The sequence below is a fragment of the uncultured Nostoc sp. genome (assembly GCF_964245575.1).
Classification (GTDB): Bacteria; Cyanobacteriota; Cyanobacteriia; order Cyanobacteriales; family Nostocaceae; genus Nostoc.
Genome location: NZ_CAXTNP010000006.1, coordinates 40,079 through 54,450, shown reverse-complemented (window position 1 = coordinate 54,450; position 14,372 = coordinate 40,079). Strand labels below are relative to the sequence as shown.

Annotated in this window: 11 protein-coding genes; 9 read left to right on the top strand and 2 right to left on the bottom strand. The window is 38.7% G+C overall.

Translation table 11 applies throughout. From position 1 onward, the window contains the following. Position 1 precedes the first annotated feature (1 nt). A complete protein-coding gene (locus ACFFAP_RS01885; RefSeq protein ID WP_375509634.1) occupies positions 2 to 1,048 on the bottom strand; it encodes a low specificity L-threonine aldolase in 1,047 nt (348 codons plus the stop codon). Between the two features lie 780 nt (positions 1,049 to 1,828). Here ACFFAP_RS01885 and ACFFAP_RS01880 point away from each other — a divergent pair. Beyond that, positions 1,829 to 2,611 (top strand): ABC transporter ATP-binding protein, encoded by a 783-nt coding sequence (locus ACFFAP_RS01880; RefSeq protein ID WP_375509633.1) that lies wholly within the window; start codon positions 1,829 to 1,831, stop codon positions 2,609 to 2,611. A gap of 100 nt (positions 2,612 to 2,711) precedes the next feature. Continuing rightward, positions 2,712 to 4,151 carry an MlaD family protein gene (locus ACFFAP_RS01875; RefSeq protein WP_375509632.1) on the top strand — a complete coding sequence of 480 codons (1,440 nt, stop codon included), beginning with the start codon at positions 2,712 to 2,714 and terminating at the stop codon, positions 4,149 to 4,151. Positions 4,152 to 4,268: 117 nt separating this feature from the next. On the opposite strand, the gene ACFFAP_RS01870 is transcribed toward ACFFAP_RS01875, so the two are convergent. Continuing rightward, positions 4,269 to 4,610, bottom strand: coding sequence for a hypothetical protein (locus ACFFAP_RS01870; protein ID WP_375509631.1), 342 nt, complete (start codon positions 4,608 to 4,610; stop codon positions 4,269 to 4,271). Here ACFFAP_RS01870 and ACFFAP_RS01865 point away from each other — a divergent pair. From ACFFAP_RS01865 to ACFFAP_RS01835, 7 genes are all read left to right on the top strand, one after another. Further along, positions 4,605 to 4,928, top strand: coding sequence for a hypothetical protein (locus ACFFAP_RS01865; RefSeq protein ID WP_375509630.1), 324 nt, complete (start codon positions 4,605 to 4,607; stop codon positions 4,926 to 4,928). The two genes, ACFFAP_RS01870 and ACFFAP_RS01865, sit on opposite strands and share 6 nt — an antisense overlap. A 127-nt stretch (positions 4,929 to 5,055) precedes the next feature. After that, the gene (locus tag ACFFAP_RS01860; RefSeq protein ID WP_375509647.1) at positions 5,056 to 6,360 is read left to right on the top strand and encodes a Tudor-knot domain-containing protein; all 1,305 of its coding nucleotides are present in this window, start codon (positions 5,056 to 5,058) and stop codon (positions 6,358 to 6,360) included. 294 nt (positions 6,361 to 6,654) lie between these two features. After that, the gene (locus ACFFAP_RS01855) at positions 6,655 to 7,773 is read left to right on the top strand and encodes a phosphotransferase enzyme family protein (RefSeq protein WP_375509629.1); all 1,119 of its coding nucleotides are present in this window, start codon (positions 6,655 to 6,657) and stop codon (positions 7,771 to 7,773) included. Continuing rightward, the gene (locus ACFFAP_RS01850) at positions 7,770 to 8,309 is read left to right on the top strand and encodes a DOMON-like domain-containing protein (protein ID WP_375509628.1); all 540 of its coding nucleotides are present in this window, start codon (positions 7,770 to 7,772) and stop codon (positions 8,307 to 8,309) included. Before ACFFAP_RS01855 ends, ACFFAP_RS01850 begins: the two co-directional genes overlap by 4 nt. Positions 8,310 to 8,385: 76 nt before the next feature. Beyond that, a complete protein-coding gene (locus ACFFAP_RS01845; RefSeq protein ID WP_375509627.1) occupies positions 8,386 to 10,002 on the top strand; it encodes a GIY-YIG nuclease family protein in 1,617 nt (538 codons plus the stop codon). Between the two features lie 569 nt (positions 10,003 to 10,571). Then, the gene (locus ACFFAP_RS01840) at positions 10,572 to 11,843 is read left to right on the top strand and encodes an ATP-grasp domain-containing protein (protein ID WP_375509626.1); all 1,272 of its coding nucleotides are present in this window, start codon (positions 10,572 to 10,574) and stop codon (positions 11,841 to 11,843) included. 744 nt (positions 11,844 to 12,587) lie between these two features. Then, a complete protein-coding gene (locus tag ACFFAP_RS01835) occupies positions 12,588 to 14,372 on the top strand; it encodes a KAP family NTPase (RefSeq protein WP_375509625.1) in 1,785 nt (594 codons plus the stop codon).

The following is a 14,372-nucleotide window of genomic DNA, read 5'->3' as shown; positions in this document are numbered from 1 at the left end:
TTTAGTTTTTGGAAATAGTTGCGTTTTTAATATCATCTATCAATTCATCAATTCTTGCTTGAGTCGTATTCCAAGAACACATAAAACGTACTCCTCCCACACCAATAAATGTATAAAACTGCCAGTTCTTTGCTTTTAAGGTGTGAATGACTTGCTCAGGTAATTTAACAAACACGGCGTTGGCTTCTCTAGGAAACATCAAGTCAACATTTTCTATGTTTAATAGTTGATTTTCTAAGTATTCAGCACATTGATTGGCATGTCTGGCATTTTTTAACCAAGCACCAGTTTCCAATAAACCCAACCAGGGAGCAGAGATAAACCGCATTTTTGAGGCTAGCTGACCTGCTTGCTTGCATCGATAATCAAAATCTTCTGCTAGGTGTTTGTTGAAGAAAAGAATGGCTTCACCTAATGCCATTCCATTCTTTGTACCACAAAAGCACAACACATCCACTCCAGTTTTCCAAGTAATTTCAGCAGGGCTTTTATTCATAGCGGCAACTGCATTTGCAAAACGAGCGCCATCCATGTGGACTTTTAAGTTATACTTGTTCGCAACTTCTTTAATTTTTAGAAGTTCTTCAATAGAATATAAAGTCCCTAATTCAGTTGATTGTGTGATGCTAATAACTTTAGGTTTGGGATAATGAATGTCAGTACGTTTAGTGACAATTGCCTCTATAACCTCTGATGTTAACTTACCATTTTTACCTTGAGCAAGTAACAATTTCGAGCCATTAGATGCAAATTCAGGTGCGCCACATTCATCTGTTTCTATGTGAGATGTTTCATGACAAATGACGCTGTGATATGAGTGACAAAGAGCTGCTAAAGATAAAGAATTTGCGGCTGTACCATTAAAGGTAAAAAATACTTCACAATCAATTTCAAAGAGTTCCCGAAAATAATCTGTGGCTTTTTGAGTCCATTCATCATTTCCATAGGCTGGAACACTACCTTGATTTGCCCTAATCATATATTCCAGGGCTTCTGGACAAATCCCAGAGGAATTATCACTTGCAAACTGTTCTAATTGGCTACTCATAATGTCTACTTTAATTTTTATCAGTAATTATTATAATATTAGTGAACACTTTTGATATTTAGCAACTATAAAATTGACAGTAATGCTATTAACCTCTCAAATTATAGCAATTCTCAATGGGTACTGGGTAGGGACACGGCTATGCCGTGTCCCTACGAATATGTGTGTTCATCTGTGGTTAATTATTTTTTCTGTACTTTACCCGTGCAAGAACCGCTATATCTAATAATTCTGCTAATTACAAAAACTTAAAATGGTAGTAACCTAAATGTTTATATAGCCATACTTAATCATTTGTGAACAAAAATTTCCGACTTATCTAAAAAGTCGTGAATCTTAACCTTTTGATTATCAAAAATTAAATATAACTGCTATTTATTACATCAACCTGTTAATTGTTTTTTGTTTTTGGAGCTTTTCTCTAAAGTATTTATAACAAAACTCAGCATATTTATGCTAAGTAGTTTATACTATTGTATGACTTTGCTAATGTCCACAAAAAACTGGAGTCTTAGTTCTCCGTTACTGAGACGTTAAATTACTATGGTGTCTTCGTCAGGCTTGGGTTGAGGGGATTCTGAGACGTTAAACATTGCAAATAACTAAGTATTATGCTAAAAAAATAAATTTTATTAATTAAAATGCTAATCATATACTTATAATGTACCATGCAATGCCCGACCAAGAACTATGACATCACTATTGGGCTATTTGTCCTTTGTCCTTTGCTAATGACAAATGACAAATGACCAATGACCAATGACCAATGACTAATAACTAATGACTGAACCATTGATTGAACTGAAAGGTGTTTCTAAGTCCTTTGGTAGCCATAAAGTTCTAGATAATGTAGACTTGACCATTTACCGGGGAGAAGCACTAGGGATTATTGGCCCATCAGGGACTGGTAAATCAACAATTTTACGGGTAATAGCGGGGTTACTTAGTCCCGATGAAGGAGAAATTTATGTGCAAGGAGTGCGGCGAGACGGTTTGATTGAGGATGGTGGCCAGCAGGTTGGTATTGGCATGGTGTTTCAGCAGGCGGCGCTATTTGATTCGCTGACGGTGGAGGAGAATGTGGGATTTTTACTTTATCAAAATTCAAAGCTACCGCGATCGCGCATCCAAGATTTGGTAAAAGAAAAATTGGAGATGGTAGGTTTGCCAGAAGTAGGCGATCTCTACCCAGCCGAACTTTCAGGAGGAATGCGAAAACGGGTAAGTTTTGCGCGTGCGATTATGTCTAACCCTGATAATCCTTCAGAAGGGCCAGAAGTTCTACTATACGATGAACCAACGGCCGGACTTGATCCCATTGCCTCAACAGTAATCGAAGATTTAATCCGTTATTTACAATGTTTACATGGAGTTTGTAGTACTTATGCTGTTGTTACCCACCAAGACAGCACTATGCGCCGTACAACTGATAGACTTATATTTCTCTATGAAGGTAGAGTGCAGTGGCAGGGTACAGTTAGTGAAACATACAACACAGAAAATCCTTTAATTAAACAATTTCTCAGTGGAAGTGTGCAAGGGCCGATTCAAGTCGTCGGTTAGAAAGTGAGGAGTTAAGAATCAGGAGCGAGAGTTAAATTCAACTCCTAACTCCCAACTGTTAACTCATAACTCATAACTAATTATTGGGTGGAGGAAAAAAATGCGAGGTCTTATGACAAGCCGCTTCGCGTCTGGGCGAACATTTAGAGAAGGCTCTGTGGGGTTGTTACTCCTGCTCGGACTAGGGGTATTTGGATTACTCTTTTTGTGGTTAAATAGATTCACTGGTGCTAGCCGTTCATACAAAGCTACTGTGGAATTTGCTAACGCTGGCGGAATGCAAAAGGGATCACCAGTTCGCTATCGTGGCTTTAAGGTAGGAACCATTTCCCAGGTTCGACCAGGGCCAAATGCCATTGATGTAGAGATTGAAATTGCCAAAACTGACCTAATTATTCCCCGGAATGTAGTGGTTGAAGCTAATCAAAGCGGATTAATTAGCGAAAGTATTATCGACATCACGCCAAAAGCAACGTTACCTGCTGGGGTTGTGCTTGCTAAACCCCTAGATAGAAATTGTGATCCCAGCCTTATAATTTGTAATGGCTCTCGGTTAAAAGGTCAGGTTGGGATCAGTGTTGATCAACTAATTCGCAGTTCAAGTGAGCTAACCGCTGTATATACTGACCCAAAATTTTATAGAAATGTCAATAGGGTTCTAGAAACTACTACAGGTGCAGCAACCAGTTTTACTGAGCTAAATCAGGATTTACAAGGTTTGACCAAAAACTTGCGACAACAACTTAATACCTTTTCAGCCACTGCTAATTCAGTGCAACGAGCGACAAATCAACTTAGTGCATCGTCAAGTCAAACAATAAATAAATTCGGTGCAACTGCAACTCAAGCAAATCGTTTGCTGAACAACGTGGATAATTTGTTGACAACAAATCGTTCTTCGCTGGTTGGCGCTTTGAACAATATCACCGAAACCAGCAACCAACTTCGTGTTACAGTCAGTAGCCTATCACCAGCTGTGAATCGATTCACTCAAGGAGCATTAATCAACAATTTAGAAACTCTTTCAGCAAATGCAGCGCAAGCCTCAGCTAATTTACGTGATGCTTCAAAAACCTTAAATGATCCAAAGAATGCGGTGCTGCTACAACAAACTTTAGATTCAGCCCGAGTAACGTTTGAAAATAGCCAAAAAATTACATCTGATTTGGATGAGTTGACTGGTGATCCTACTTTCCGACAAAATTTGCGGCAATTGGTGAATGGTCTAAGTAGTTTAGTATCTTCTACACAACACATGCAGCAACAAGTGCAAGTTGCTACTACTCTAGATTCGGTAAAAACTGCTGTGAGCAAACCAAAGAATCTAATTCCTATCCCAACACCAACTCAAGAGGCGATGTCTAATGATAAGTCTCTACCCGTCTACGTAATTAATCCCCCACCTGCTAATTTTGAAAGTACCGACACCAACCTTCAACCAACCCCCAGTCCGTCTATCCCTAACTCATCCCAAGAAGACCTTTTGAAGCAGCTGCGGGAGTATGGTAAGCAACGGGAGCAACTGGAGACGGAAAAATAGGCAATATCCAATCTTGTAGGGTGGGTCGAAAAGCCCGCTTTTGCCTACGGGCGGGCTTTTCGACCCACCCCAGAAGAAGTAGTTGAGTCTTTTTTTATTTGGAAGTCCCTAAACGATTCACTCACCCACCACAAGACCAGCAATTACCAAGCGCCATACTTGGGCAAAGTCCATGTCGATGTCTGGATCACTCCATTCGGATGCGTGAGCCGGATGGTGAAATCGAACCATTGCTTGAAAGACTGCCTTTGCAGCTATCTGCGGATCAGTGACCCTAAACTCGTTACTGGAAATACCGCTCTCGACGATCGCAGCGACTTGGCTTACCAGTTCAGCAATGTGAGCTTGAACTACCCCTCGCGCCTCTTGAGCGATCGCACAATAGGTTGCAAACAACTCTGGCTCGTCGAGGACTTTTTGACGTTTCAGAGTTATGAGTTGCTCAAACCATCGGTGCAACCGTTCAACGGCGGAACCCTGCTCTTGGGCGATCGCTCGCTGCCAGTGGTGTGGAAACCCGATGCAGCCACCGTTCTGCTACCGCATCGCGCAGGGCAGCTTTGCTGGGAAAATGCCGTTATTAAAGTGAAATGGTATCAGACCCATGTTGCGCTCTGCTTCATAGCAGTTCTTGATGGGGTCATTTCCCCTTGCTCCCTGCCTCTTCTGGCTATCCCAAGCCATAAGTTACCCTTTGAGACATTTTTGAAACAATGTTGTCTTGATCTGGGCGATCGCCAGTTGTTATTTTTTGGTCAGGTCAGGGAACTCTATTAATACTGTTCAGTAATTCGCGCAGCGTTGACCAGAGAAAGGCTTCCCGTAGGGTAGCAACTGGGAGAGAGTTGTTGTGGGTTTATTTGAACTGTGTTGTAAAAATATTTTGAGTTTTGAGGATCGGCTGATGGATAAATCAATTATTCAGTTGGTTGACGAATTACCGACTGACAATATCACTGTCAAAGTTTTAAAAGCTCTTGATTATATAGCACCAGGTGAATGGAACAATTTGACGGGATTTGAGAATAATATTCGCAGCATTACTGGAGAAAGCGATGCTAAGGTAATTCAGAAAATCCGCGATCGCGCTGTTACTTTATATCAAGATCCTCAACAAGGCTACCAATTTGCAATCAAACTTTATCAAACAATTGATAAGGCAGACACAGCTATGGCAACGGCGGCTTTAGCGAATAAAGTTAGTGAGAAAATCGGCTTTCTGTCTTTTTTAGGCAAAATTACTCCGAAAGCTGACGTAACTCAATCCATTGACTTACTATTGAAAATCACCGTCGAAATCATCGCCTTTTGCAAACTAAATGGCATTCCTCAACCTAATCCCCAAGAGTTTGCTAATTCCCTTGCTAATAACTATCAAAATGCATCCTTAATGCGGATGGTAGCTCTAGTTTGTCTAGACGGAATTCTGCCATTAGGCCCTGACTTTCTCAGCAAAATTCACGGAGTTATTAGTGGTACTGATACTGGTGTAATAACTCAAAATCCGGTTTTTTTAGCCATCAATAACTTTTTACCAGGTAGTAACCCCTCTGATAAAGTTGGTTTTATCAGTCAAGGTTTCAACTCTGTGCAAGGTTGGATGAATAACTTAGTATCCAAAACAGGCATAACCCCGCAATCAATTTCTAGTCATTTGGGTAATTTTATCCAGATTGCTGATGATAATTTAGATTTGGTAGCAGCATTCCTAGATCAAACTACCAATTACTACGAACATACTGGAATTCAAACTGTCGCTCGCAGCTTTATTTTGCAAGCCTATACTTTAGTAAAAGAGGAAATTAAACAAGAGGAACAAAAGCCTATTCAAGATATTTCATCTGCTGTTAAGTCAGATAAAAATCAGTATGAACTCAGCAAAACAGTAGAAGTCTGGGATAGTGAAGAAGAAGATTGGTATCAGGGAACAATTGAAAAAATCCAAGATGACCAATTCTTTATTCATTACCTTGGTTACGGTTCATCTTATGACGAGTGGGTAGGTGAAGATGACATTCGGACTCGCGATCTTCGCTCCTCTGATGACAATGGATATGCAGTGGGTCAAAAGGTAAAATGTTGGGATGATGACCAAGAGGCTTGGTATTCTGCAACGATTGAGCAAATCCAAGGTCAGCAATACTTTGTTCACTACATTGGTTATGACTCATCCTATGATGAGTGGGTTGATAGCGATGAAATTTCCTAACTTTCCTAACTATTAAATTAGCACTGGGGCCACAAGAGCGATATTTCCGATGGGCTATTTGGTGTCGCGCCCCGTGCTAGTATATAATACTTTTAAAAAATCGTAATTGACATCTAAAGAATCAAACTCTTTTCAATTACGAATTACGTAATTCGTAGCGGGGCGTAGCCCATTACGAATTACGTAGCTTGCTTCTGGCCTTTAGCGAGTATTACGAATTATATTAACACTTGCGCTACGATATCCCCTATTGCCTTTGTGCAATCTATATGAGGAGTAGTACAGGTTAAAAACATGACAGAAGAATTCAATACACAATGTGCAGAAAATCTGGTTGCGATCGCCGATCAATTCGCTGGGCTGGGGAAGGTTACAGGCGTTAAAGCATTTGGAAGTGGTAATATAAATGACACCTTCTTAGTCAATCTAGATTCTTCAGAAGAACAATATTTTGTCCTGCAACGCATCAATACACAGGTATTTCGGCAGCCACAACTGATTATGCAGAATATGCGTACCTTCACTGAGCATGTTCGCAAACGGTTACAGCACACACTTCTGAATCGTCGCTGGGAAGTACCACGCGTACTATTAACCAAGGATGCTCAAGACCACTGGAAGGATGCAGACGGCTCTTTTTGGCGGGCGATTAGCTTTATTGAAGGCTCCCAGTCCTTTGATACTATGCGCGATCGCTCACACGCGAAAGAAATCGGTTATGCCTTGGGAATGTTCCACAATCTAATTAGCGATTTGCCACCAGAAAAACTCGCCGATACCCTTCAAGGATTCCATATTACACCGCTTTATCTCCAGCATTACAAAGAAGTGTTAGCGAAAACTAGTGCTAGTCAATCTTCGGAACTTAATTACTGCTTGCAGTTTGTTAGCGATCGCCAAACCTTTGCACATATCCTAGAAAATGCCAAAGCTGAAGCCAAGCTACCCTTGCGTCTGATGCACGGTGATCCAAAAATAAATAATGTCATGTTTGACACTGCTACCCAGCAAGCCGTCAGCGTCATCGACCTGGACACCGTGAAACCCGGTCTGGTACATTACGATATTGGTGATTGCCTGCGATCGGGTTGCAATCCGGCTGGTGAAGAAACCGAGAATTGGGAAAGTATTTATTTCGATACCGATTTGTGTCAGGAAATCTTACGAGGTTATCTTGCAGTGGCTAAGGCATTTCTGACCGACAATGATTATGCATACATATACGATGCCATTCGTCTAATTGCTTTTGAACTAGGACTGAGATTCTTTGCTGATTATTTAGCAGGGAATGTCTACTTCAAAGTCAAACATCCAGAACATAACTTAGCAAGAGCGATCGTCCAGTTTAAGCTTACCGAAAGTATTGAATCTCAAGAAACGCAGATTCGCAAAATTATTGAAGATATGAAATGAACCTCCAGACATTTTTCCTGCAACCCTTTCCTTCTACTGAGTCCTTTCCTAATTTGAAAATTACAGGCAATATCTCCCGAAATGCTAATCAACTTACCATCTGCTACAACCTTGGAGGTGACTTAAAAAAAATTGCAATTGCTCCACTATCAAATGCACCATCACGCAAGCATGAATTGTGGGAAGACACTTGTTTTGAGTTCTTCCTTGGCATCAAAGATTCTGCACGGTATTGGGAATTTAACCTCTCTCCCGCCGGACACTGGAATGTCTATCGCTTTGATAGCTATCGTCAAGGGATGCAAGAGGAAACAGCCTTTGAAAAGCTACTGTTTAGTGTTCAGAATCAAACCGATGGTTTCACCCTTACGTTAAATGTCGATTTGGATAAAATCGTCTTAGCAGAACAAGAAATTGAAATTAGCGTTACTACAGTCATCAAACATAGAGATGGCAAGGTGACTTACTGGGCGTTAACTCATCCAGGCACGGAGGCTGACTTTCATCTACGGGATAGTTTTATTGTTAAGTTATGATATACATTTTCATATAGCTTGCAAAGTTGGGAATATTAGCTGTAGAAACTTAACTTAGTAACTATAGAACGTGAATATGAATGCGACTGAATTTATCTTACAATTACCTCATATAAGTATAAAAAATAGAGAGTTACTTCCTGAAAATTCAGGAATATACTATGTACTAGATGAACAATTTATAGTTTGGTATGTAGGGCAGGCAAAAAATTTACGTAGTCGTTGGGCAGGTGATAGCCATCACAGACTGTATCAGTTACAAAAACAGCGAAAGAAGCAGTTTGTCATATACTACGAATTGGTAGCTGAATCACATCTCAATGCTATGGAACGACAGCGCATTGAAGAGTACAACCCGCAACTGAATGGAACTAAAATTAGAACAAAGAAACTACATCCAACAGAAACGCTATTACGGGAAACACTAACTATCCTTGCACCATACACTTTTATACTAGGTGTAGAACCTCCACGAAAACAAGATCCTAAGCTGATTAATGATTCTATACATTGGCGAGATGATTGGAGAGTTCAGAAAGCTGTATTGCCACTGAATGTAATACACATCTGTATAAATTTAAAAGAGTTAGAAGAATTTACAAAGGATTGGCGGTCTGTTAATCGGTTTTTAAAACAGGTGTTCAAGCAGCGCACTAACTATTCAGATAACTGGGCTTGTAAAGGTCAAAGAAAAGATGAAAAATATGGTTTGTTCTTCTTAAGAAGACTATTAGTTAATGGCTTTACTATCGAAATCTACAGAGCTGCGAAAGAAGCTTTAGAACATATTCAAGGTTATGAATTGACTCAATTGGCTGGAGTTGATATGAGGGTTGTCAATGAAGACTCTCTAGTTGCACTCAAAAATAAATGCCTGCTAAGTGTTACTGGAATTTATATGTCTTCTGAGAAGCAATACCATGCATATGAGCAAAATCGTCAGAAGGCAATAGAACGATTATCTCCATATAAGAAGGATCTGATTAAATTACTATTTAACGAACACATAGACACTAGCAAACTTAAAGTTTTCCTGATAGAACACAAGACGGAAGAAGAAAGCAATACCAACTCTCCCAATAGACTAACAAACCTTATTGCCAAAAAAGAGTATTTCAAGAAATTATTAATAGAACGTGGTATTGACTTGGAACAGTATCAGGTTAATAAGTATTTGGAGTCTATACCAATAGATGATGACTACGTAGACAGCATGAAAGATAAAAGGATGGCTATCTTCGTCAAAACATTTTTGGGTAATCTTAAAGAACCAATAAGCTACATGGTTATTAAGCTAGAGAACGGTAAAACAACGACAGTTGGTAGAGGTAATTTCATACATGGAGCAAAAGGTAGCACATTACAAGGTTCTCTTTACAAAGAAGTTTATTTAGCAGCGACAGTAGATCGAGTTTTTTGGTTAGTGTTAGAACCATACTTATCAGATTTTGCCCAAGTAAAGCTTAACGAAGAAGAAGGATACATAAGCAAAGCATATATATCCCCTAGAAAATTCCTAGTACCTGCTATGCTTTCTGTCAGTTTAAACGGAAAATGGAGAGCAGATATACCATTTGGCCCTAAAGATGATATGTCATACAGCGAAGTTGTAGACATTATCAAAAGTCGCTTACAGGAAAGTGGAATACCTAAACTTAGATTTTCATTCAAATCTGAGTCTTCACGCACTTAGCTACTAGCATCTCACTCTGAAAAACTTTGACGAGCAAATACGATCCATTTGCTCCTCTGTAATTTGGCGTTTTAAAAGTAGGTTGCGATCGCATTTATTTAGAGTATGAACTAGTTGGTGCATTACCTATAGCTAAGATCAGCTTATAGCTACAGCAATATTTACACATTTACACCTTCATGCATATTGCTTTATCAGATGAACAATCATTTCAGACTAATGTTATTTTAAAATAATAAATAAACTAATTTACTTATTTATTTCGTTTGATAGAGTTAATTAAAATACAAGTAAGATATATAAATAAAGAGTAATTTACCAAATGTTAGCTTTATGCAAAAAAAATATAGCAATCTTCAGGGTATAAAATCTAATAAAATCAAAAACTTACAAGGTATTTACAAACAAAGCCGACCAAAAGATAGATTCATTTCGCCGAAATTTGCCCAAGCCTTAGCTGCAATTACTAAAAAAATTGTCTTTCACAAAGACAGGGTGCTACTGGTAGGAGTGCAGACAGAGGATGTATCTGTCAAACTATTTGAGAACGCGGTTTATCGGAGGGCTAAATGAACTCAAAATATAACTTTCAATACTTTCAAGGCAGTACTCTTTCTGATCTGTTTGCTCAAGATATCACAGATGCATCTTATGGGTTTATCCTAAATTACCCTGCAACTGCCAGTTGGGCTGCTTATCCCAACCTGAAAAAATATTTTATTCAAGATGGCAGTAGTGAAGCCACCAAAACCTCCTTTGACAAGATTTGCCAAAAGGAACCTTGGAAAATTCTGGCTGTGTTAGGCGATCGCATTCCAGGAATTGTGATTATACCGCCGCCAAAGTCGCTGCTTGAATACTGGCAAGAGCATTTCGGCTTCAGCTACTCCAATAGGTCGATGATGGATCGCTTGACTTATCTGGATGATCTCAGCCACAGCGAACGCTTTGACAAACTCATCACTCTATTTCCCTTTGATCATCTAAAACCTGAAAAACACGCTGTTGCTCCAGACACTCATTACCGCTTACTCAGCAAAGTAACGCTAGCCGAACTAGGGGTGCAATGTCCGAAATACAATAGCTACAATCTGCACCAAGTCAATCTTGAAGACATTCAGTTACCACAATTTCCCTACTTAATTAAAACGTCCCACGGACTCTCAGGAGAAGGCACTTATATCATCAAAAGTCCCAGCGATCTCAACTACTGTCTTGAAGAAATTAGGAAATATCTTGATATTAAGTTGCTCGATAAAATTATTGTCTCGGAGTTCATCAAGAACGAGGTGCAGAATTACTGCGTACAGTTCTATGTCAACAAGGCGGGAGAGATAACCCTCATCGGCACTACCAGCCAACTCGTCACTCCAGAAGGCAACTATTTAGGCGGACTGATTGACTACCGCAACACTGACATGAGCAAGTTCTTTGAGATGATTGCCAACCTTGGTCACTATGCTCACAAACAGGGTTATTTCGGCGTGATTGGCTTTGATGTGCTAGAAGACCAAGACGGACAATTTTATGCGATCGATGCCAATTTCCGAGTCAATGGCTCGACTCCGTTGTGTTTGCAGCGTAATACCCTAGTGGAACTGGGAAAGGGAGTAGCTAAATATTCCAGTGATTACCGCATGGAAGGAACATTGGATTCAATTTTAGTCACCTTAAAACCAGAACTAGATCGCAAGGACTTGATCATTCTGTCGGCTTTAGAGAAAGTCAAATACGGAAAAATAAACACTGATATTTATGCGATCGTTACTGGAGAAACTATCCAGGAAATGCAGCATATCGAGCATAAATTACAGGAGAAGGGATTACAATGGCTCCCTTAAACAGTAGCACTTTTGATATCTGGCGTTAGCAAGCCTTATTTGTCGGAAAAACTGGTTTTATTTGCTTAATTCCTAAAGCAATTAACTTCGTTTTATACAATTGATGCAAAATGAAAATAATTTAGAATATTAGGATTTGAATGCAGATAAATGGTGGAAGGAAGACGGAACTTTATATCTGTCTAACCATCTAAACAAGTCAAAATTAAAATTTTTTCCAACTTCGTGTCAGATTAGAAAGGACTTAAAGTTTTAGATATTACCTGTGCAGCAGGATTAGCTTGTAAATATGTAGCCAATTTAAATGTTTATATATCTGGAATAGATTTATCCTTGCTTTATATGAATAATTGTAGCAAATAATTAAAATTTTATGCTAGGATAATTTTTATTTGCCAAAATCACTCTTAAGAATTAATATCTTTCTTTGTAGAGGAATATTAAGATTTAGCTGGCACTAGTACACATAGACATAAAGAATGCTGACTTTATCTAACCAATAGTTAGAATTGAGGTTGAAGTTGAACTTATTTAAGTAATCTTTTTAGATGACATGGAGATAGAATTCCCAAAATACGCTGTTTGTCTATTTAACCTGCTAATTCCAGCGATGCTAAATAACTAATATGGAACCAATTGCATAAGCTTTGAGAAAATTATTTCAATGAAAATTTATATCGTGAGGTATCATTGTTCATCCTACTGAATGTGCGACGATCGCAATATGAGTAATCAAAATTTTTTATGGCACAGACGGAAATTAACGATATATCGGTAGATAGTTCCTTAGTTGATCCAGAAAAAGACCTGTTAGGACATGCCAACTTTGCCAAGTATCTAGCAGACAGCATTTGCAAAATGCCTTTTCCCGAAGGTTTCGTTATTGCAGTTTATGGTTCTTGGAACTCTGGCAAATCCACATTATTAAACTTTGTAGTTCACTATCTTCAGCAAAAACCAGACGAGGAGCAACCAATAATCGTTCCTTTTAATCCTTGGTTATTGTCTGGACACGAAAATATCACAAGACGCTTTTTCGAGCAATTGCAAAACGTTTTAAGCCAAGAGTCATCTGTGTCAAGAGGTTTGAAAGGGAAACTAGCTGATTTTGCCGCCATTATTTCAGACATTCCTCTACCTTATGCTCAAACTGGCAAAGCATTAGCAGCATTATTGGACGAGAAGGACAAGGAAGCTGCCCAATTAAAAGAAGAAGTAGAAGACACGCTAGTACAGCAGCAACGGCGAATAGTCGTAACAATTGACGATATTGATCGGTTGGCTGCTGAAGATATCAAGCAGTTATTTCGTATTTTCAAAGCAATGCGGAATTTTACTAACGTTGTCTATTTGATAGTTTTTGATAAAGAAGAAATTGTCAGGAAAACAATTGCAGATACCAAACAAATCTCAGGTGAAAGATACTTAGAAACATTTATTCAAGTTAGTTTTGAGTTACCTATTCCTAATAAAACTTCACTTCGGAGGCTACTTTTTGCAAAGCTTGATAATATATTTGCGGAAACTCAAAAACAACAAATTAACCAAACTCGCTGGGGTGATATTTACTTTCAAGGAATAGATCGCTTTATTACTAACATCCGTAATATTATTCGTTTTGTTAACACTTTAACAGTGACGTATCCAGCAGTAAAAGATGAAGTAAACCCAGTTGATTACATTGCTATTGAGTCTTTGCGAGTCTTTAGTCCAAAGATATATAGTATAATCCATCAAAATCCTCATATTTTTGTAGGAGAGGTAAACCCTTCAAGAGACGAACTCAACAGTCTTCTGAATACCTGGATTGCTCAACTCCCAGATGAGGACAAGCAGTCCATTAAAAATTTGCTAATGTACCTTTTTCCGAAGTTAAAATCAATTTTGGAAAATACCTATTTAGATGAAAAACAAGAGTTTGAATGGCGCGAACAACTACGTGTGTGTAGTTTAGAAATATTTCCTATTTACTTTCGTTTGTCGTTATCAGCACGGGAATTATCTAATATCCAGATAAAAATTATCCTTGCTTCGGTTGGAGATCAAGACAAATTTAGAAATCATTTAATAGAACTTGCTAAACAAAAACTTCCAGGCGGTACAACACAAGTTAGAGTATTTATAGAACAGTTAGAAAATTCCACTGAACAGCAAATTTCTGTAAATTATATTCCCTCAGTTGTGGAAGCTTTGTTTGATGTAAGCGAGCAACTCTCATTGTGTCAAAATGATGAATCTAATGGCATTCTTGATTTTGGAGATGAAGTTATCATCAGTCGTTTTATATTACGGCTGTTGCATCAGCTTGACGAAACATCACGGTTTGAGTTGTTAAAAAAAGCAATTATTCAAGGTAAAGCATTAGCAATAATTAATCATGAGATTGCAACACTAAAAGAGCAACAAAGTCAATATGGTGTAGATAAATTTAACTTAGAAGAAGAATGGCTGGTGAATGCCCAACACCTCAAAGAACTGGAAGAAATGACTACGATAACGCAGGTAAAAAGTGAGACAAAAAGCAAGTAA